This window comes from Micromonospora sp. NPDC126480 (genome assembly GCF_040302465.1).
Lineage (GTDB): Bacteria > Actinomycetota > Actinomycetes > Mycobacteriales > Micromonosporaceae > Micromonospora.
Genome location: NZ_JBEORU010000025.1, coordinates 17,313 through 36,531, shown reverse-complemented (window position 1 = coordinate 36,531; position 19,219 = coordinate 17,313). Strand labels below are relative to the sequence as shown.

The 19,219-nt window shown below is 74.4% G+C and carries 14 protein-coding genes; 5 read left to right on the top strand and 9 right to left on the bottom strand.

Translation table 11 applies throughout. From position 1 onward, the window contains the following. Window positions 1-5 precede the first annotated feature (5 nt). From folE to ABTW87_RS21830, 4 genes are all read right to left on the bottom strand, one after another. Entirely contained in the window at window positions 6-671 is a 666-nt protein-coding gene (folE, locus tag ABTW87_RS21845) for a GTP cyclohydrolase I FolE (RefSeq protein ID WP_350652848.1), read from the bottom strand. 35 nt (window positions 672-706) lie between these two features. After that, a complete protein-coding gene (gene ftsH, locus ABTW87_RS21840; RefSeq protein ID WP_350652786.1) occupies window positions 707-2,725 on the bottom strand; it encodes an ATP-dependent zinc metalloprotease FtsH in 2,019 nt (672 codons plus the stop codon). Window positions 2,726-3,079: 354 nt separating this feature from the next. Beyond that, a complete protein-coding gene (gene hpt / locus ABTW87_RS21835) occupies window positions 3,080-3,652 on the bottom strand; it encodes a hypoxanthine phosphoribosyltransferase (protein WP_350652785.1) in 573 nt (190 codons plus the stop codon). Window positions 3,653-3,753: 101 nt separating this feature from the next. Next, window positions 3,754-3,903: a hypothetical protein gene (locus tag ABTW87_RS21830; RefSeq protein ID WP_350652851.1), complete on the bottom strand. Its 150-nt coding sequence runs from the start codon at window positions 3,901-3,903 to the stop codon at window positions 3,754-3,756. A 138-nt stretch (window positions 3,904-4,041) separates the two neighbouring features. Between ABTW87_RS21830 and ABTW87_RS21825 the strand changes: the two genes are divergently transcribed. Then, a complete protein-coding gene (locus ABTW87_RS21825; protein ID WP_350652784.1) occupies window positions 4,042-5,004 on the top strand; it encodes a GlxA family transcriptional regulator in 963 nt (320 codons plus the stop codon). An 18-nt stretch (window positions 5,005-5,022) separates the two neighbouring features. On the opposite strand, the gene ABTW87_RS21820 is transcribed toward ABTW87_RS21825, so the two are convergent. From ABTW87_RS21820 to dacB, 4 genes are all read right to left on the bottom strand, one after another. Continuing rightward, on the bottom strand, window positions 5,023-6,654 hold the full coding sequence (locus ABTW87_RS21820; protein ID WP_350652783.1) for a gamma-glutamyltransferase family protein: 1,632 nt from the start codon (window positions 6,652-6,654) through the stop codon (window positions 5,023-5,025). Window positions 6,655-6,748: 94 nt separating this feature from the next. Then, complete coding sequence (gene tilS / locus ABTW87_RS21815; protein ID WP_350652782.1) at window positions 6,749-7,741, bottom strand: tRNA lysidine(34) synthetase TilS; 993 nt, start codon at window positions 7,739-7,741, stop codon at window positions 6,749-6,751. A 10-nt stretch (window positions 7,742-7,751) separates the two neighbouring features. Further along, entirely contained in the window at window positions 7,752-8,822 is a 1,071-nt protein-coding gene (locus tag ABTW87_RS21810; protein WP_350652781.1) for an Rv3626c family coenzyme F420 biosynthesis-associated protein, read from the bottom strand. Window positions 8,823-8,924: 102 nt separating this feature from the next. Next, entirely contained in the window at window positions 8,925-10,349 is a 1,425-nt protein-coding gene (gene dacB, locus ABTW87_RS21805) for a D-alanyl-D-alanine carboxypeptidase/D-alanyl-D-alanine endopeptidase (RefSeq protein ID WP_350652847.1), read from the bottom strand. A 620-nt stretch (window positions 10,350-10,969) separates the two neighbouring features. Here dacB and ABTW87_RS21800 point away from each other — a divergent pair. Continuing rightward, window positions 10,970-11,476, top strand: coding sequence for an inorganic diphosphatase (locus ABTW87_RS21800; RefSeq protein WP_350652780.1), 507 nt, complete (start codon window positions 10,970-10,972; stop codon window positions 11,474-11,476). Between the two features lie 29 nt (window positions 11,477-11,505). On the opposite strand, the gene eccD is transcribed toward ABTW87_RS21800, so the two are convergent. Then, entirely contained in the window at window positions 11,506-12,918 is a 1,413-nt protein-coding gene (eccD, locus tag ABTW87_RS21795; RefSeq protein ID WP_350652779.1) for a type VII secretion integral membrane protein EccD, read from the bottom strand. 103 nt (window positions 12,919-13,021) lie between these two features. Here eccD and eccCa point away from each other — a divergent pair, with 103 nt between their 5' ends. The 3 genes from eccCa to ABTW87_RS21780 all read left to right on the top strand — a co-directional run bounded on the left by eccCa (window position 13,022) and on the right by ABTW87_RS21780 (window position 19,219). Further along, window positions 13,022-16,978, top strand: coding sequence for a type VII secretion protein EccCa (gene eccCa, locus ABTW87_RS21790; RefSeq protein WP_350652778.1), 3,957 nt, complete (start codon window positions 13,022-13,024; stop codon window positions 16,976-16,978). Between the two features lie 73 nt (window positions 16,979-17,051). Continuing rightward, complete coding sequence (gene mycP, locus ABTW87_RS21785; protein WP_350652777.1) at window positions 17,052-18,395, top strand: type VII secretion-associated serine protease mycosin; 1,344 nt, start codon at window positions 17,052-17,054, stop codon at window positions 18,393-18,395. Between the two features lie 62 nt (window positions 18,396-18,457). Continuing rightward, on the top strand, window positions 18,458-19,219 hold the full coding sequence (locus tag ABTW87_RS21780) for a phosphatase PAP2 family protein (RefSeq protein WP_350652776.1): 762 nt from the start codon (window positions 18,458-18,460) through the stop codon (window positions 19,217-19,219).

Below are 19,219 nucleotides of genomic sequence, written 5' to 3'. Positions count from 1 at the left end.
CGCGATCAGCGGGAGTTGATCAGAGCCATCGCTTCGGCGCGGGACTTCGCGTCCCGTTGCAGCGTGCCGCGGACGGCCGACGTGATGGTCTGCGCACCCGACTTCTGGATGCCGCGCATCGCCATGCACATGTGCTCGCACTCGAGCACGACGATCACGCCGCGCGGCTCCAACCGTTCCATGAGCAGGTCGGCGATCTGCGAGGTGAGCCGCTCCTGCACCTGCGGCCGGCGCGCGAAGACCTCGACCAGGCGGGCCAGCTTGGACAGGCCGGTGATCCGGCCGTCCGGCCCCGGGATGTAGCCGATGTGGGCGCTGCCCCGGAACGGAAGCAGATGGTGCTCGCAGAGGCTCATCACGTCGATGTCCCGGACGAGCACCAGCTCCTCGTGGTTGGCCTCGAAGGTGGTGGTGAGCACCTGGGACGGGTCGACCCGGAGCCCGGCGAACAGCTCGGCGTACGCGCGGGCCACCCGGGCCGGGGTCTGCAGGAGCCCGTCGCGGTCCGGGTCCTCCCCGACCGCGATCAGGATCTCGCGTACGGCCTTCTCGATCCGGGCGAGATCCATGGTGTCCTCGACGGGGCGGCCGGTGAGCTTGCCGCTGATGAGCCGGGCGGCGACGTAGTCCAGCGCGTCGTCGCCGTCCGGCTCGGTCGCGGAGGCGGCCAGCCCCCGGTGAGGGCTGGCCGCCGCGTCGTCGGTGCTCAGTGTGGGCCGTCCGAGTTGTTCGAGGCCGGGCCGCCGCCGACCGAGGCGCCGTCGGCCTCGGCCTGCGCCTTGAGCGCGTCCTTCTCCGCCGGCGTGAGCACCGGCGGCTCGGTGGAGGGCTGACGCTTGCCGAAGCCGTTGTACGGAGCCATCGGCGGGCGCTTGGCCACCCGGGCGCAGATGCGGGCCATGTCCTGCGTGGACAAGGTCTCCTTCTCCATCAGCTCCAGCACGATGTTGTCCAGGACGTCCCGGTACTCGACCAGGATCTCCCAGGCCTCGTCGTGCGCCAGCTCGATCAGCGCACGCATCTCGGCGTCGATCTCGGCGGCCACCGCGTCGGAGTAGTCCCGCTCGTGGCCCATGTTGCGGCCCAGGAACGGCTCGTCGCCGCTGGTCCCGTACTTGATGGCGCCGAGCTTGGAGCTCATGCCGTACTGCGTGATCATGGCGCGGGCCAGCTGGGTGGCCTTCTCGATGTCGTTGCCGGCGCCGGTGGTCGGCTCGTGGAACACCAGCTCCTCGGCGGCCCGGCCACCCAGCGCGTACGCCAGGGTGTCGACCATCTCGGCGCGGGTCTGGGTGTACTTGTCCTCGGTGGGGAGGACCAGGGTGTGGCCCAGCGACCGGCCCCGGGACAGGATCGTCACCTTGTGCACCGGAGCGGCGTGCGGCAGCGCCCAGGCGACAAGCGCGTGCCCACCCTCGTGGTACGCGGTGATCTTCTTCTCCTGGTCGCTCATCACCCGCGTACGGCGCTGCGGGCCGGCGATCACCCGGTCGATGGACTCCTCCAGGGAGTCGTTGGTGATCGCCCGCTGGTCCCTGCGGGCGGTGAGCAGCGCGGCCTCGTTGATCACGTTGGCCAGGTCGGCGCCGCTGAAACCCGGGGTGCGGCGCGCGACGGAGTCGAGGTCGACGTCCGGCGTGAACGGCTTGCCCTTGGCGTGCACCCGGAGGATGGCCTTGCGGCCTTCCATGTCGGGCGCGTCCACCGGGATCTGCCGGTCGAAGCGGCCCGGCCGCAGCAGCGCCGGGTCGAGGATGTCCGGCCGGTTGGTGGCGGCGATCAGGATGACGCCGCCCTTGGTGTCGAAGCCGTCCATCTCGACGAGGAGCTGGTTGAGGGTCTGCTCGCGCTCGTCGTGGCCGCCGCCCATGCCGGCGCCGCGGTGGCGGCCGACGGCGTCGATCTCGTCGACGAAGACGATCGCCGGGGCGTTCGCCTTGGCCTGCTCGAACAGATCCCGGACCCGGCTGGCGCCGACACCCACGAACATCTCGACGAAGTCCGAACCGGAGATCGAGTAGAACGGCACGCCGGCCTCGCCGGCGACCGCCCGGGCGAGCAGGGTCTTACCGGTTCCGGGCGGGCCGAAGAGCAGCACACCCTTGGGGATCTTCGCGCCGAGCGCCTGGTACTTCGCCGGGTTCTGCAGGAAGTCCTTGATCTCGTGCAGCTCCTCGACGGCCTCCTCGGCGCCGGCCACGTCCGCGAACGTGGTCTTCGGCGTGTCCTTGGTGATCATCTTGGCCTTGGACTTGCCGAAGTTGAGCACCCGGGAGCCGCCGCCCTGCATCTGCGACATGAAGAACAGCAGCAGAAGCACCAGCAGGGCGATGGGGAGCAGGTTGACAAGCAGGCTCACCCAGATGCTGTCGGACGACACCTTGGTGTCGGCCGGGCCGGTGACCCGGTTGTTCGCCTTGGCCTCGAGGACCTCGTTCCAGACCTCGTCACCGACCTCGTACGGGAACTGGGCCTCGATCCGGTCGGTCTCGGTGTCGCCGAACTTGGCCTCCTCGGCCAGGTCGAGCTGGAGCGTCTGCTCCTTGTCCGCGAAGACGACCTTCTCGATCTTGGGCGTGCCGGTGTTGAGTTGGTCGAGCGCAACGGAAGTGTCCACCCGGTGGTAGCTGGGACCAGCGGTGAACAGCTGACTGAGCACAACGGCGCCGAGGATGACCAGGATGATCCAGACCACCGGTCGGCGGAAGAAACGCGTACGTTCCATACTGTTGTCGGGCGCCGTGACGCCCGCATCCTCCTGATCGACGTCCTGACCGTCTGATGGTGTCGCCGCCAGCGCGGCGGCCGAGCCGCCGTGCGGGCCGGCCTCGACCCCGGGGCGCCGAATCGCGCCACGGTTATTCGACGGTACACCGTTCGTGCCAGATGCGAGCTTGCCAGCCCGGCACTTACGCGTAGGGCGAACCGGGGTTTCAGCCGGCGCGACGGGAGCTCCGCACCCGGCCACCCGACCGCCCGGTCACGCGGTGCGAGGGGTCGGGCGTGGAGGGTGCCTCCACGCCACCGGCCTCCACCGTAGTCCGCGTGGCTGAGAGTCCGCTGAACGTCGGCCCGACCGCTACCGCGCGTAGACCTCGGGCTTGAGCACGCCGACGTAGGGCAGCTCGCGGTAGCGCTCGCCGAAGTCGAGGCCGTAACCGACGACGAACTCGGTCGGGATGTCGAAGCCGACGTACTTCACCGGAACCTGCACCTTCACCGCGTCCGGCTTGCGGAACAGCGCGACCACCTCGACGCTGGCCGCCGAGCGGGACTGCAGGTAGCGCAGGAGCCAGGAGAGGGTCAGGCCGGAGTCGACGATGTCCTCCACCACGACCACGTGCCGGCCGGCGATGTCCCGGTCCAGGTCCTTGAGGATCCGCACCACCCCGGAGGAGGTGGTGCCCTGGCCGTAGGAGGAGACGGCCATGAACTCGAGCTCGGCCGGCGGGCCGTGCCGGCCCAGCGCCCGCGCGAAGTCGGCCATGAACATGACCGCGCCCTTGAGGACGCAGACGAGCAGCAGCCCGTCCTCGACGTCGGCGTAGTCCGCCGAGACCTGCTTGGCCAGCTCCGCCGTCTTCTCGCGGATCTGCGCCTCGGAGATGATCACGTGGTCGATGTCGGCGTCGTACCAGGAGCCGTCAGCCATGACTCCTAGCCTGCCGTACGCCGGATGGCCGCCGTCGGCGGGGCCGCCCCTTTTGGGCACGGTCCCGCCCCGGATATTTCCGACAACAGCCATCAGAAGTCTCAGCAGGCGCGGGATCGCCAGCGCCGGCCGCTGTCGGTCGGCTTCCAGTCCGCCGAGTCCCGGGTGTCGGCGGTCAGGCCGGCGGCCGAGGCGGAGGCGAGCAGGACGAAGAAGAGAAGGAACAGCAGGAACTCCATGGCGGCGCTCACTTTCGCGAGGTTCGGGTTGGTTTCGCCGCCGGTGCGCACCGGACTGTCCCCAGTCTCCGCCCCCGAACCCCCGCCGCACAGTGGCAGGATTGCCATTGGACGTGGATTTCCTGCCAGCTGACGCGTTACCCTCGTCACATGCTCCGCTCCGTCGCCGTCATCGCCCTGGACGACGTCGCCCCGTTCGAGCTCGGGGTGCTGGCCGAGGTCTTCGGCACCGACCGCACCGACGACGGCTTCCCCGGCTACCGGTTCCACGTCTGCACGGTCGACGGCGGTCCGGTCCGCACCTCGTCGGGGTTCCACCTCACGCCGCACGCCGACCTGGCGCCGGTCGACGAGGCCGACCTGGTGGCCGTGCCGGCCCACAAGCGGGGCGCGCCGGTGCCGCCCGCCGCCCTCGCCGCACTCCGCCGCGCCGCCGAGCGGGGTGCGTACGTGCTCAGCGTCTGCTCCGGCGCGTTCGTGCTGGGCGAGGCGGGGCTGCTCGACGGCCGGGAGTGCACGACGCACTGGAAGTACGTCGACGACCTGCAGCGTCGGCACCCGAGCGCCAAGGTGCGGTGCAACTCGCTGTACGTACAGGACGGGTGGCTGTTGACCAGCGCCGGCACGGCCGCCGGCATCGACGCCTGCCTGCACCTGGTGCGGGAGGCGCACGGATCCGCCACCGCCACCCGGCTGGCCCGCCGGATGGTGGTCCCACCGCACCGCGACGGCGGCCAGTCGCAGTACATCGAGGCGCCGATCCCGAAGGCGCCCGAGGCGCCCACGCTGGAGCCCGTCCTGGAGTGGCTGATGGGCCACCTGGACCGGCCGCTGACCGTGGACGACCTCGCGGCCCGCGCCGAGATGGCCCCCCGGACGTTCGCCCGACGGTTCCGGGCCGAGACCGGCACCACGCCACACGACTGGCTCACCAACCAGCGCGTGCTGCTGGCGCGGCGGCTGCTGGAGGAGACCCGGCTCACCGTGGACGAGGTCGCCGACCGGGCCGGCTTCTCCGACGCGGCCGCCCTGCGGCACCACTTCACCCGCCGGGTCGGCGCCACCCCGCACACGTACCGGACCACCTTCCGGGACCGCACGCCGGCGCGCTGACCCCGGCCCGGCCGGATCTCAGTAGCCGCCGACGCCCCCGTCGACCCGGGACTCGGAGCCGGCGACGTAACCACCCTCCGGGCGTCGCCAGATGGCCTGCCCGTACCCGAAGACCGACGGCTCGGCCGGGACGGCGACCTCGTGGCCCCGGGCGCGCAGCCCTTCGACGAGGCCCGGCTCCGCCGCGAGGCCGGGCTCGACGAGCAGCGCCCGGCCCGCGTGCCAGTACCAGCGCGGCGCGTCGAGCGCCGCCTGCGGGTCGAGCCCCCGGTCGAGGGTGGCCGACAGGAGTTGCACGTGACCCTGCGGCTGCATGTGACCGCCCATCACCCCGAACGGGCCGACCGGAGCACCGTCGCGGGTCAGGAAGCCCGGAATGATCGTGTGGAAGGGTCGCTTGCCGGGAGCCACCACGTTCGGGTGGCCCGGGTCGAGACGGAAGCCCAGTCCCCGGTTCTGCAGCGCGAAGCCGTACCCGGGCAGCACCACGTGCGAGCCGAACGCCAGGTACGTGGACTGGATGAGGCTCACCATCATTCCGTCGGCATCGGCGGCGCAGAGGTAGACCGTGCCGCCCCGCTCCGGTTCCCCGGCGGCCGGCTCGCCGGCCCGTTCGGTGACCAGCGCCCGCCGGGACGCGGCGTACGCCGGGTCGAGCAGTGCCTCCGTCGGCACCGCCGCCCGCTCCGGATCGGCGACGTGTGCGTGCGCGTCGGCGAAGCCGAGCTTTGTCGCCTCGACCTGGCGGTGCACCCGCTCGGCAGGCGGTCCGGTGAGGTCGAGGCCGTCCAGGATCCGCAGGGCGAGCAGCGCGGCGAGTCCCTGACCGGGTGGCGGCAGCTCCCACACCTCGTGCCCCCGGTAGGGGGTGTGCACCGGCGTCACCCAGGTCGAGGTGTGCCGGGCCAGGTCGGCGCCGGTGAGGAAGCCGCCGGTGCGCGCCGCGTGGGCGGCCAGCGCCTCGGCGATCTCGCCCCGGTAGAAGTCGTCCGCGCCGGTCGCGGCGATCCTCCGCAGCGTCCGGGCGGCGTCCGGGTTGCGCCACCGCTCGCCCGGCCGGGGCGCCCGACCGCCCGCGGCGAACACCCGGTCGAACTCGGCGAACTCCTCGCCGATCAGGCCGGCGTGCCCGGCGAGCGCCCGTTCCCAGGCCGCCGCCACACCGGTGGAGACCGGGTGGCCGTGCTCGGCGTACCCGATCGCGTCGGCGAACAGGTCGGCGAACGGCAGCGATCCGAACCGGGCGTGCAGGTCCCGCCAGCCGGCCGGAGCGCCGGGCACGGTCACCGGCAGCCAGCCCCGGGCCGGCATCGCCGGGCCGCGGCCCTGCGCGCCGCCCAGCGCGGCCGCCGGCTCGGCGCCGGAGCCGCCGGTCGCGGCGAGGACCAGCTCGCGGGTCAGCGCCGCCGGGGACCGGCCGGCGGCGTTCAACCCGTACAGCCGGTCGCCGTCCCAGACGATCGCGAACAGGTCACCGCCGATGTCGTTGGACGGCGGCTGGACCACGGTCAGGGTGGTCGCGGTGGCCAGCGCCGCGTCGACGGCGTTGCCGCCGCGCCGCAGCACGGCCAGGCCGGCCGCCGCGGCGAGCGGGTGGCTCGTCGCCACCGCGCCGTGCGGGGCGAAGAGGGGCATGCGTGGGTACGCCATCCGCCATGTCTACCGCCTCCGGTAAGGAAGGGCCCCTTCTTAACGCCTCCGGTAGTAGCCGGGCCCCTTGTTAACACGGACTCCTCCACGCGGCTCAGCGCAGGCCGACTGCGGTCAGGCGGCCGTCACGGCGGATGACCCGCAGCCCGCCCGGCAGGTGCGCCGCGCCCTGGCCGTGCCAGCCGGTCACCAGAGCCTCCAGAGTGGTCACGTGCCGGTACGACAGCGCGGCCGGCGGCGCCCCCAGCTCCCGGGCCCAGCCGTGCAGCACCCGTCCCCGAACGGCGGGCGCGAGACCGGCCAGCCCCGGTACGGACAGCCCACCGTCGGGGTGGCGCACCGCCTCCAGTGCGGCGGCCGCCAGGTCGTCCAGGGCGACGTTGTCGTCGGCGACCAGCCGGGCGGTGCGGGCCAGGTTGTCCACCACCCCGGGACCCAGCGCGCGTACCAGCGCCGGCAGCACGTCGGCCCGGATCCGGGCGCGGGCGTACGAAGGGTCGACGTTGTGCGGGTCCTCCCACGGGGTCAGCCCGAGCATCGCGCACGCCTTGCGGGTCTGCTCCCGGCTCACCTCGAGCAGCGGCCGCAGCAGCGGGACCCCGTCCAGCTCCCGCCGGGCCGGCATCCCGGCCAGCCCGCGCGGCCCGGCTCCGCGCGCGAGCGCGAGCAGCACCGTCTCCGCCTGGTCGTCGCGAGTGTGCCCGACGAGCAGCGCCGCCGCCCGGTGTCGGTGGCCGATTTCAACCAGCGCCTGGTAGCGGGCCTCGCGGGCCGCGGCCTCCGGCCCACCGGACCGGCCGGACACGTCCACGCGGACCGCCTCGACCGGCGTGAAGCCCGTCTCGCGCGCCCACGCCGCGACCGCCGCGGCCCGCTCGGCGGAGCCTTCCTGAAGGCCGTGGTCGACGGTCACGAGCCCGGCGGGACGTCCCAGCCGCGGTGCCACGAAGGCGGTGGCGGCGGCGAGCGCGAGCGAGTCGGCACCCCCCGAGCAGGCCACCAGCACCGGCCCCCGGTCGGGCAGCCCGGTCAGCGCGCGGCGGACGGCGACCCGGATCGCGGCGACCGGCGGGGCGAGCGCGGCCACGGGCGGATGGTCAGCCGGCGGCCGGGATCGGACCGGCCGGCCCGTGCACCCGCGCCACCCAGGCGTCCGGGTCGCCCAGCTCCGCCAACCGGGGCAGGGTCAGCGGCGAGGCGAAGATCCGGTTGAAACCCTCCATGCCGACCCGGTCGACCACCCCGTGCACGAACTTGCGGCCCTCGGCGTACTGGCGCAGCTTGACGTCGACGCCGAGCAGCCGGCGGATCGCCTTCTCCAGCGGGTTACCGGCCTCACGGCGCCGGTTGAAGGACGCCCGGATCCGCTCGACGCTCGGAATGACCTGCGGTCCCACGCCGTCCATCACGAACTCGGCGTGCCCCTCCAGCAGCGTCATCAGCGCGGTGAGGCGGTCGAGCACCGCCTTCTGGGCGGGGGTCTGGACGATGTCCAGCACGCTCGAGCGGCTCTCCGGATCCTTCACCGCGTCGGAGAGGGTCGCGACGCCCCGCCGCAGCCGCTCGACCAGGTGGTCGCCGCCGCTGGCGGAGGCGTCGACGAACGCCTGCACCTCGCTGAGGAAGTACGCCCGCATCCAGGGCACGGCGGTGAACTGGGTCCGGTGGGTGACCTCGTGCAGGCAGACCCAGAGCCGGAAGTCGCGCGGGTCGGCCTGCAGCTTCCGCTCCACCTCGACGATGTTGGGCGCGACGAGCAGCAGCTGGCCCGGCTCGCCGGAGAACACCTCGTACTGCCCGAGGACCCGGCCCGAGAGGTACGCCAGCACGGTGCCGGCCTGCACGCCGGTGATCCGGGAGCCGACCGCCTCGGTCAGCACCCCCGGTTGCTTGTCCTTGGTGAGCCGGCCGACCAGGGGGCCGATCACCTCGCGCAGTCCGGCGATGTTGGTCGCGGCCCAGTCCCGCCGGTCGACCACCCGCACCGGTGGGTGCGGCACCTGCGAACGGAGCCCGGTGAAGTCGGCGACGTGCCCGGCCGCCTCGTCGGTCAGCCGTCGCAGGTCGCCGACCACCTCGGTGGCCTCCGCGTACGACACGCGCGGGCCCGTCTTGCCCAGCGCCCCCGCGGTCGCGGCGGCCAGATCCCAGTCCACGAACTGCGCCATGGACCCACCGTACCCGCGCCGCCACAACCCGGCCCGGGCTCGTGCCCCGGCCCCGCGCCGTCGCAGCCGGCCGGGCGCGTGTGCCGGGCCTCGGACAGCGGCTCAGCGGCAACCGCAGGCGGCGAGCCTGGCAGCGATCCGGTCGAGCGCGGATCGGGCCGATTCCAGCCCGTTGGCGGGCACCCGGTCGGTGAGCACGGCGAAGCTCAGCAGGCGGCCGTCGGCCGTGGTCACCACGCCCGCGATCGCGTGCACCCCGGTCAGCGTGCCCGTCTTGGCGCGGACCACGCCGGCGCCGGCCTTGGCCGCCGTGCCCGCGTACCGGTCGGCGAGGGTGCCGGACCAGGCGGCGACCGGGAGACCGCCGAAGATCGCGGCCAGTTCGGGGCGGGTTCCGTCGCCGGCCAGCGCGATCAGGTCGGTGAGCAGCGAGGGGCTGATCCGGTTGGTACGCGACAGGCCGCTGCCGTCGGCCAGGGAGAGTTCGTCGGCCGGCAACCCCAGCTCACCGGCGACCGCGTCCATCGCCTTGCCCGCTCCGGCGAACGACGCCGGCTCGTCGCGAGCCAGCGCGACCTGCCGGGCGAGGGCCTCGGCGACGATGTTGTCGCTGTCACTGATCATGATGTCGACCAGCCGAACCATCGGCAGTGACTGGACCACGCCCAGTTCGCTGCCGGGGGCTCCGGCCGTCGCGTCCGCCCCGGCCTCGGGCGCCCTGCCCCGCTTGACCGCGTCCGCCGGTACGCCGAGCAGCCGCGCGAACGCCCGGCCGGCGGCCAGGTCGGGTTGGCCCACCCGCTCGGCGGCGTGGTTGCCGTCGTCGTGATCCTTCTTCGCCTGCTTGACGTCGCTGCGCGCGCCGTCGGTCATCAGGGCGGTGATCGCCGCGCCGTAGCCGCCGGTCGGGATGTCGTCGTCCCAGCCAGGCTCGTGGACGGGACCGCTGTACAGCGACGAGTCGACGACGACGCGCGTGGGCTCGGTGCCGCCGAGCGCCGCCTTCACCTGCGCGGCCAGGTCGTCGAGCCGCGCCGCCCCGGGGTAGAAGCCGTTCCGGTCGACGGCCAGGGTCGGGTCACCGCCGCCGACGAGCACGACCTCACCCGGTGCCGCCCCGGCGACCGCCCTGGTCGGGATGCGGTACCCGGGGCCGCGCGCCGCGAGCACGGTCACGCCGGTGACCAGCTTCGTCACCGACGCGGGCACCGTGCCGTCGTCCGCGCCCCGGCCGTAGAGGGCCTCGCCGGTGGCGACGTCGGCCACCGAGACGTTGACCCGGTCGCCGAGCGCGCCGGCCCGGACCAGCGGGTCGAGCGCGGCGCGCACCCCGGCGGCCGTGGGCGGGGATGCGTTCGGGTCCGCGGCGGCCAGGACGGGCACGGGCGCCGGCTCCGGAGTCTCCGCTGCCTGCTCGCCGGCGGGCTCCCCGCCCAGCCAGTCAGCCACCGGGCCCGGGCGTACCACGACGACACCGACGGCGGCCAGCACGAGGACCAGCACCGTGGCCAGCACGACCGGCAGCAGCCGGCGACGCCGGGGCGGGGGTGCGGCGGGTGGGGAGGCGTCCGGCCGGCCGGCGGACGGCGGCGGTCCGGCGGGCGGGCGGGACGCGGCGGCGGCCCAGAGGTCGAGCGGCTCGGCCCGCGGGGTCGCGTTCGGCGTCACGGCAGCCCTCCCGTACCCGGAGCCGGCCGGCACCGGATCACCGGACGGGACGGCGCCGTGCACCGGGGTGTGCCCGCCGGCCTGGTCGGGTCGATCGAGGACGGGGAATCGTCCGGGGCTGCCCGGCGGCGACCACGGCGGCGGGGCGGGTCGGTCGGCACCGGATCGCTCCGGGGACGAACCGTAGATGCGGCCCGGGGTCGGCGGGCGCGAAGCCTGCGCTTCGGGCACCGGTACCCGCCCGCTGGCACCACCGCCACCGGATCCGCCGGTACCCCGTCCGGCCCCCTCCTCCGGGCGGTAGTGTGAATCTTCCCTCCCCACGACCCCCTCCTCCCCCCGCGAAAATCTGCTTGGGTGACACTACTTCGGTCCGAACACTATGCGGCGACCGGAGCGCCGGGCTGCTGTTCAGCGTGTCCGGAGACCGACGACGCCGCTGGTCCGTTGCCAGCGTGGGCAAACGAGGGAGCGTGCAGATGGATTTCGACGTCACGGTTGAGATCCCCAAGGGTCACCGCAACAAGTACGAGGTTGACCACGAGACCGGCCGGATCCGGCTGGACCGCACCCTCTTCACCTCTACGCAGTACCCGGCCGACTACGGCTTCATCGAGGGCACGCTGGGCGAGGACGGCGACCCGCTGGACGCCCTGGTGCTGGTCCCCGAGCCGACCTTCCCGGGCTGCCTGATCCGTTGCCGCACGATCGGCATGTTCCGGATGACCGACGAGAAGGGCGGCGACGACAAGGTCCTCTGCGTGCCGTACGAGGACCCGCGTCAGGAGCACCTGCGCGACATCCACCACCTCGGCGAGTTCGACCGGCTGGAGATCCAGCACTTCTTCGAGGTCTACAAGGACCTGGAGCCCGGCAAGTCCGTGGAGGGCGCGACCTGGGTCGGCCGCCAGGAGGCGGAGGCGGAGATCGTCGCCTCGTTCCGGCGCGCACGGGAGGCCGAGGAGCGCGGCGAGTCCACGCACTGAGCGACGACGTCGACGGGCCCGGGGGTCGCTCAGCCGAGCAGCCCCCGGGCCCGGTCGTACAGGTCGAGCACCGCGCAGGCGACCGGTACCACCGAGACCACCAGGGCGGTGTCCGCCAGGTCGGCGACCCGCCCGACGTACGGTGAGACCGGCCGGCGCGCGTACGTGGCGCCGGCGACGACGGTGACCAGGGCCAGCGCGAGCCCACCGAGGGTCAGCGCGAGCAGCCCACCGGCCCCGGACCGGCCGACGAGCACGGCCCCCAGCACCGCGTAGCCGGCGAGCCCGGCGACCACGGCCGGCACCCGGTGCCGCACCGCGACGAAGAGTCGGGCCCGCAGCAGCAGGACGGTCGCCGTGACGGCGACCAGGACCCGTCCCGCGACGCCCCCGGCGAGCCCGAGCAGCACCGCGGCGACGACGGCCAGCACGGCGTGCCCGAGCAGCATGCCGGTCAGCATCTCCTCGGTCCGCGCGACCGCCGCGTGGACGCGCTCGCGGTCCGGCAGGTCCCGGATCCGGCCGGGACCGGCGGGGCCGTCACCGAAGTCGCCGGTCGGCAGGCTGATCGGCGGCAGCGGCACCTTGCCGAGCCGGATGGCCAGCAGCGGGATCGCCCCGACCGCGAAGACGAGCACGCAGAGCAGCACGGCGGCGGCGCCGGCCGGGTCGAGCGCCATTCCGCCGACCGCGCCGACCGCACCCGCGAGCCCGACCACCGCGCCGGCGACGAAGACCCGGACCCGGGTCGCCACGCCGACCAGGGCGAGCACCGAGATCAGCAGCAACGCGGTCGAGCCGGCGAGCAGTTCGGGTACGCCGAGCCAGCGCAGCCCGGGCACCGGACCCACCGGGTCTCCGCTGCTGACCGCGAGCGCGCCGGCCGCGGCGGCGAACGGCAGCGCGTACCCGCCGAGGGTGGCACCCGCCGTGCCGTCGCCGTACGCCCGCGCGGAAGCCGTACCGGCCAGGGTGAGCAGCAGCGCGACGATGGCGGCCGCCGGCCAGCCGGCCGGGTGGGCCGGGCCGCCGGCGAGCACGGCGAGCAGCCCGACGCCGAGCGGGACGGCCGCGCCGCCGAGGGCGGTGACCCGGGTGGCACCCGGGGACCAGGCCCCGCCGCGCCGCCGCGCCCCGTCGGCGATCGCCTCGACCACGTCGTCGTACTCGAGTTCCGGCCACTGCGCGCGGGCCGGCACGAGGTGCAGCACCTCGCCGTCACGGACCCCCTGCGACAACAGCGCCTGGGCGGTGACCAGCGGGGCACCGTCGCCGCGTCGCAGGACCCAGCCGCCGTGCCGCTCGCCGTCGTCGGCCAGGCCTTCGCCCGCGTGGCGCAGCACCTCGGGCAGCAGTTCGGCGAGCGGGACCTGCTCCGGCAGGGCCACGTCCAGTCGCCGTCGCGGCGCGTTGATGGTGACCCGGGCCAACCCGATTGTCATCGATTGATCTCCATATCGAACGGGGTTGGTGGCTGCGCGGACGACAGGACTTTACCTACCATGAGCCAGGCTCGGATCACTGAGCGCAGTCGGGAGGGGTCGAGTGTCCACTGTCGTCATCCGGCGGCCACCCCGGCGGCCGGCGCCGGAGATCCCGACGGGCGAGCTGCCGGTGGATCCGCCGCCGGAGATCCCCCCGGTCACCGGTGGTCGCTGGCAGCAGCTGCTCATGGTGCTGCCGATGCTCGGCGGCACGGTGGCGATGGCGATGATGTTCGGCCGCGGCGGGGGCGCGTACTCCTACGTGGTCGGCGGGATGTTCGGGTTGTCCTCCCTGGCCATGCTGGTGACCTCCTGGGGCAGCGCCGCCGGCACCCCGAAGAAGTCGGAGATGATGGCCGCCCGTCGGGAGTACCTGCGGCACCTCAAGGGGCTGCGCCGGCGGGTCCGGGAGACCGCCGGGCGGCAGCGGACCGGCCTCTACTACCGGCACCCCGACCCGGACCGGCTCTGGTCGACCGTCGACAGCCACCGCGTCTGGGAGCGCCGGCCCGGTGACCCCGACTTCGCGGTGGTCCGGGTGGCCGTCGGGCCGCAGACCCTGGCCACCCCGCTGGTCCCGCCGGTCACCCGGCCGCTGGAGGAGTTGGAGCCGATGACCGCGGGGGCGCTGCGCCGGTTCCTGGACGCGTACTCGGTCGTGCCGGACCTGCCGGTGGCCCTCTCGCTGCGCAGCTTCGCCCGCGTCCACCTGCGGGAGACCGCGGCCGGGCCGGGCGCCCGGCCCGCCGCCGCGCAGGCACTGGCCCGGGCGATGCTCACCCAGCTCGCCGTCTTCCACGCCCCCGACGAGTTGCTGATCGCCGTGTGCGCCGGTCCGGACCGGCGGGCCGACTGGGACTGGGTCAAGTGGCTCCCGCACGCCCACCACCCCACCCGCACCGACGCCCTCGGCCCGGTCCGGCTGGTCACCAGCTCGGCGGCCGAGTTGGAGGCCCTCCTCGACGAGGTGCTGGCCACCCGGTCCCGGTTCAGCCCGGCGGGGCCGGCCACCGACGGTCCGCACGTCGTCGTGCTGCTGGACGGAGGCGACCTGACCGGCGCGGCGGGCCTGACCGGCGAGAGCGGCGTCGACGCCGTGACCGTCATCGACCTGGACACCCCACCGCCCCGGCTGCTCGACCGGTACGCGCTGCTACTTGAGCTGCGTACGGGGCGGCTGCACTCGCACTCCACCGACGGGCACGCCGAGGTCGGCACGGCCGACCGGCTGGACCTGGTTGACGCCGAGGCGGTGGCCCGCCGGCTGGCACCGCTGCGGCCGGCCACGGCGGTGCACGGCGGCGACGCGTCGCCGGGGGCCGAGCTGGGACTGCTGGAACTGCTCGGCCTCGGCGACCCGGAGAACTTCACCGCCGAGCAGGGCTGGGCACCCCGCGCGCCGCGGGACCGGCTGCGGGTGCCGATCGGGGTGGGCGCCGACGGCGGCGCGATCGAGCTGGACCTGAAGGAGTCGGCGCAGGACGGGATGGGTCCGCACGGCCTGCTCATCGGCGCCACCGGCTCCGGCAAGTCCGAGCTGCTCCGTACGCTGGTGCTCGGGCTGGCCGCCACGCACAGCTCGGAGCAGCTCAACTTCGTGCTTGTCGACTTCAAGGGCGGCGCCACCTTCGCCTCGTTCGATCGGCTGCCGCACACCGCCGCGGTCATCACCAACCTGGCCGACGCGCTACCGCTGGTCGACCGGATGGTCGACGCGATCAACGGCGAGCTGGTCCGCCGCCAGGAACTGCTGCGCCGCGCCGGCAACTTCGCCGGGGTACGGGACTACGAGCGGGCGCGGGCCGCCGGTACGCCGCTCGCGCCGCTGCCTTCGCTCCTGATCGTGTGCGACGAGTTCTCCGAGCTGCTGTCGGCCAAGCCCGACTTCATCGACCTGTTCGTGCAGATCGGCCGGCTGGGCCGGTCCCTCGGCGTGCATCTCCTGCTGGCGTCGCAGCGCCTGGAGGAGGGCCGGCTGCGCGGCCTGGACACCCACCTGTCGTACCGGATCGGGTTGCGGACCTTCTCGGCGCTTGAGTCCCGCACGGTGCTCGGGGTGCCCGACGCCCACGAGCTGCCGCGCTCGCCCGGTCACGGCTACCTGCGCGCCGGCACCGACCCGCTGGTCCGCTTCAAGGCGGCGTACGTGTCCGGCGCGGTCCGCCGGCGCGACGCGGCACCGGGCGGCGACGTCGCGGGGGCGCCACGGGTCGTCACGTTCACCTCGCACCTCGTCCCCGTCCCGGAGCCGGTCGGCCCGCCGGCGCTGCCGTCGGCCGAGGAGGAGGGCGGCACCACCCTGCTGGATCTGCTTGTCGGTCGCCTGGCCGGGCAGGGCCCGCCGGCACACCAGGTATGGCTGCCGCCGCTCGGCGACCCGCCGGCGCTGGACGAGCTGCTCGGCCCGGCCGCAGTCGACCCGGCCCGCGGCCTCACCGTCGCCAACCCGGAGCTGCACGGTGCCCTGCAGGTGCCGGTTGCCACCGTCGACAAGCCCTTCGAGCAGCGGCGGGACCTGCTGTGGCTGGCCCTGGACGGCGCGGCCGGGCACGTCGCGATTGTCGGCGCGCCGCAGAGCGGCAAGTCGACCGCGCTGCGCACGCTGATCTGCGCGCTCGCGCTCACCCACACGCCGGCCGAGGTGCAGGTCTACGGTCTCGACTTCGGCGGTGGCGGCCTGGCCGCGCTGCGGGAGCTGCCCCACGTGGGCGGGGTGGCCGGTCGTGCCGACCCGACGGCCGTCCGGCGGACCGTCGGCGAGGTCACCACGCTGCTGGCCGACCGGGAGCGCCGCTTCGCCGACCTCGGGGTGGAGTCCATGGTCGCCTGGCGGCGACGGCGGGCGGCCCTGGCCGGCACCGGTCAGCCGGCGGCCGACCCGTTCGGCGACGTGTTCCTGGTCGTCGACGGCTGGGCCACCCTGCGCGGCGAGTACGACGACCTGGAGCCGCTGATCACCGACCTGGCCACCCGGGGCCTGTCGTACGGGGTGCACGTGGTCGCGACGGCCGTGCGCTGGCTGGATTTCCGGCCGGTGATCCGGGACCTCTTCGGCTCGCGGCTGGAGCTGCGCCTCGGCGACCCGGCGGATTCGCTTGTCGCCCGCCGCGCCGCGGCGAACGTCCCGGAGAAGACGCCCGGCCGGGGGATCACCGCCGAGAGCCTGCACTTCCTCACCGCGCTGCCGCAGCTCACCGCCGGCACCGACACCGCCGACCTGGTCAAGCGGGTCGCCGCCGGGTGGCGCGGGCCGGCCGCCCCGCCGGTACGGCTGCTGCCGCCGGTGCTGCCGTACGCCGAACTGGACCTCACGGCCGCCACCGGGCTGCGGATCCCGGTCGGGGTGGCCGAGGCGGACCTGCGTCCGGTGGTCGTGGACTTCGCGACCGAGCCGCACTTCGTCGTCTTCGGCGAGGCGGAGTGCGGCAAGTCCTCGTTCCTCCGCGCCCTGGCCACCTCGATCATGGCCCGGTTCACTCCGGAGCAGGCACGGGTGATCCTGGTGGACTACCGGCGCAGCCTGGTCGACCTCACCGGGGCGGTGCACGTGATCGGCTACGGCACGGCGGCCGCGCACACCACCGATCTGATCGAGTCCGCCGCCGGTTACCTGCAGGCCCGGGCGCCGGGCCCGGAGGTGACTCCGGCCCAGCTGCGGGAGCGGTCCTGGTGGACGGGGCCGGAGCTGTTCGTGCTTGTCGACGACTACGACCTGGTGGCGAGCGCCCCGGCGAACCCGCTGCGGGCGCTGGAGGAGCACCTGCCGCACGCGCGGGACGTGGGGCTGCACCTGGTGCTCGCCCGCCGCACCGGCGGCGCGGGCCGGGCCCAGTACGAGCCGGTCGCCCAGCGGCTCCGCGAGCTGTCGACCGCCGGTCTGGTGATGGCGGGCAGCCCGGAGGAGGGCGCGCTCGTCGGTTCGGTGCGCCCCGGGCCGCTGCCGCCGGGGCGCGGGCGGCTGGTGACCCGGCGGGAGGGCGTACGCCTGGTGCAGCTCGCCCACCTGCCGCCACCGTGACCGGTGTCCCCGGAACGCCCCGGAGCGGGCGCGGGAACCGGTAATCTCCCATCGTCGTGTGTCGTCGAGGTGAATGGCCGGGGATGTGACAAGGGTGCGACGAAGCGGCGACTCTGCCGCGCGGCGGAGCGCGGGCCGGGCGTTGCTCGGGCTCGCGGCGGTCGTCGCGTCCGTCGCCGTACCCGTCGCGCCGGCAACCGCCGGGCCGCGTCCGGCCGGGCCGGTGGCCGTGTCCGTGCCGGGCACCGCCGGCGCGCCCCCGGGTCGCGCTCCGGACCGGACGGAGCGCCCGGACCAGATCCGCGACGAGCAGTGGCAGCTCGACGATCTGCGGGCCAGCACCGCGTGGCGCACCTCCACCGGCTCCGGGGTGGTCGTCGCGGTCATCGACTCCGGTGTGGACGGCTCGCACCCGGACCTCGCCGGCCAGGTGCTGCCCGGTCTCGACCTGGTGTCGCCGGGCGGGGCCACCGACCCGGACCCGGTGGGGCACGGCACCACAGTGGCCGGCCTGATCGCCGGCCGCAACGACGACAAGCAGGGCGTGGTCGGTCTCGCGCCCGACTCCCGGATCCTGCCGGTGCGGGTGCTCGACGCGGAGAACCGCTACGACGACGCCATGATCGTCGCGAAGGGTGTGCGCTGGGCCGTCGACAACGGTGCCCGGGTGATCAACCTGTCGCTGGGCGGCAGCAGCGACAGCCCGGCGCTGGCCGCCGCGCTGGACTACGCCTTCGCCCGGGACGTGGTGGTGGTCGCCTGCACCGGCAACGTGGCCACCTCGACCAACAGCAAGGTGTGGTATCCGGCCCGGGAGCCGGGCGTGCTCGCGGTGTCCGGGCTGGACCGGGACAGCGAGAACCTGTGGTCCGGTGCGATCACCGGCCGTCAGACGGTGCTCACCGCGCCCGCCAGCGGGCTGGTCGGCGCCCGTCCCCCGGAGGGCTACTGGCGGGTGCAGGGCACCAGCTTCGCCGCGCCCCTGGTCTCGGCGACCGCCGCGCTGGTCCGGGCCCGGTACCCGCAGATGTCCGCCGGCGACGTGGTCAACCGGTTGCTCGCCACCGCTCGCGACATCGGCCCGACGGGCCGGGACGACCGCTTCGGGTACGGGCTGGTGGACCCGGTCGCCGCGTTGACCGCCGAGGTGGAGCCGGTCGGGCACAACCCGCTGGACGACCAGTCGTCACCCGGCGTGGTGGGCTTCGGCCCGGCGCCGGGCACGGCCGAGGGGAACGCCGGCCGCGAGGCGCTCGGGCTCGAGCCGCCCCAGCAGCAGACCCGGTGGTCGGCGCAGCCCGCCGGCGTCGAGCACGACTCCACGTCGGAGCGGCTCTGGACCGGCGTGGCGCTCGCCGTCGCGCTGCTCACCGGCACCGCCCTGGTGGTACGCCGGTTCCGGCAACCCGGTCGCTGACCGATACCGGGATTGCCCGGATCCGGGACTGACGAGGTGACGTTCCGGGTAGAACGGACGTCATGACCGCGCCCGGCCCCCGTACTCTCGACCTGCCGTCCCGGCCGTCGTGGCGCGACCGTCGCCTGCACCCCGAGCACTCCCGGGGATTGCGGCTGACCCTCGCGGCCACCGCCGCGTTCCTGGTGCTGGTGCCGTTCACGCTGCTGGCGCTGCTCGTGGTGGCGTCCTGGCGACCGCTGCGACGGCTGGATCTCGCGGTGACCGACGCGCTCGTCGGCTACGGCCTGGAGAACCCGGCCTGGGTCCGGGTCCTGAACGTCTGGACCGACGTGTTCGGGCCAATGCCGCTTCGGGTGGGCGCTCTGGTGCTGGTGATCTGGCTGGCCGGGCGCGGGGCGCGACAGCTGGCCGGCTGGGTCGCCACCACCATGATCGTCGGTGGGCTGCTGGGACCCCTGCTCAAGCTGCTCGTCGGGCGGGCCCGACCGGACTTTCCGGAGCCGCTGGCGCAGGCGGTCGGGCTGGCGTTCCCGTCCGGGCACGCCCTGAACGCGACGCTGGCCGCCGGGGTGCTGCTGGTAGTCCTCCTGCCCAGGGCGGGCCGGCGTGGCGGGTACGCGGTCTGGGTGGCGGCGCTCCTGCTCGCCGTCGTGACCGGGTTCAGCCGGGTCGCACTGGGCGTGCACTGGACCAGCGACGTGGTGGCCGGCTGGCTGCTGGGCGCCGCCGTGGTGGCCGCGACCGCCGCCGCCTTCACCGTCTGGCGGGTCGTTACACCCGCGGCCGCTCCGCCGGGGATCGCCCGAACTGCCGGAGACTGA

What these genes read in the sequence shown, in the direction of transcription:
- ftsH (WP_350652786.1), bottom strand. Translation starts at nt 2,725, where the DNA reads ATGGAACGTACGCGTTTCTTCCGCCGACCGGTGGTCTGGATCATCCTG.
- eccD (WP_350652779.1), bottom strand. Translation starts at nt 12,918, where the DNA reads ATGACAATCGGGTTGGCCCGGGTCACCATCAACGCGCCGCGACGGCGA.
- mycP (WP_350652777.1), top strand. Translation starts at nt 17,052, where the DNA reads ATGGCCGGGGATGTGACAAGGGTGCGACGAAGCGGCGACTCTGCCGCG.
- ABTW87_RS21820 (WP_350652783.1), bottom strand. Translation starts at nt 6,654, where the DNA reads ATGGCGTACCCACGCATGCCCCTCTTCGCCCCGCACGGCGCGGTGGCG.
- ABTW87_RS21810 (WP_350652781.1), bottom strand. Translation starts at nt 8,822, where the DNA reads ATGGCGCAGTTCGTGGACTGGGATCTGGCCGCCGCGACCGCGGGGGCG.
- ABTW87_RS21800 (WP_350652780.1), top strand. Translation starts at nt 10,970, where the DNA reads ATGGATTTCGACGTCACGGTTGAGATCCCCAAGGGTCACCGCAACAAG.
- ABTW87_RS21825 (WP_350652784.1), top strand. Translation starts at nt 4,042, where the DNA reads ATGCTCCGCTCCGTCGCCGTCATCGCCCTGGACGACGTCGCCCCGTTC.
- ABTW87_RS21780 (WP_350652776.1), top strand. Translation starts at nt 18,458, where the DNA reads ATGACCGCGCCCGGCCCCCGTACTCTCGACCTGCCGTCCCGGCCGTCG.
- hpt (WP_350652785.1), bottom strand. Translation starts at nt 3,652, where the DNA reads ATGGCTGACGGCTCCTGGTACGACGCCGACATCGACCACGTGATCATC.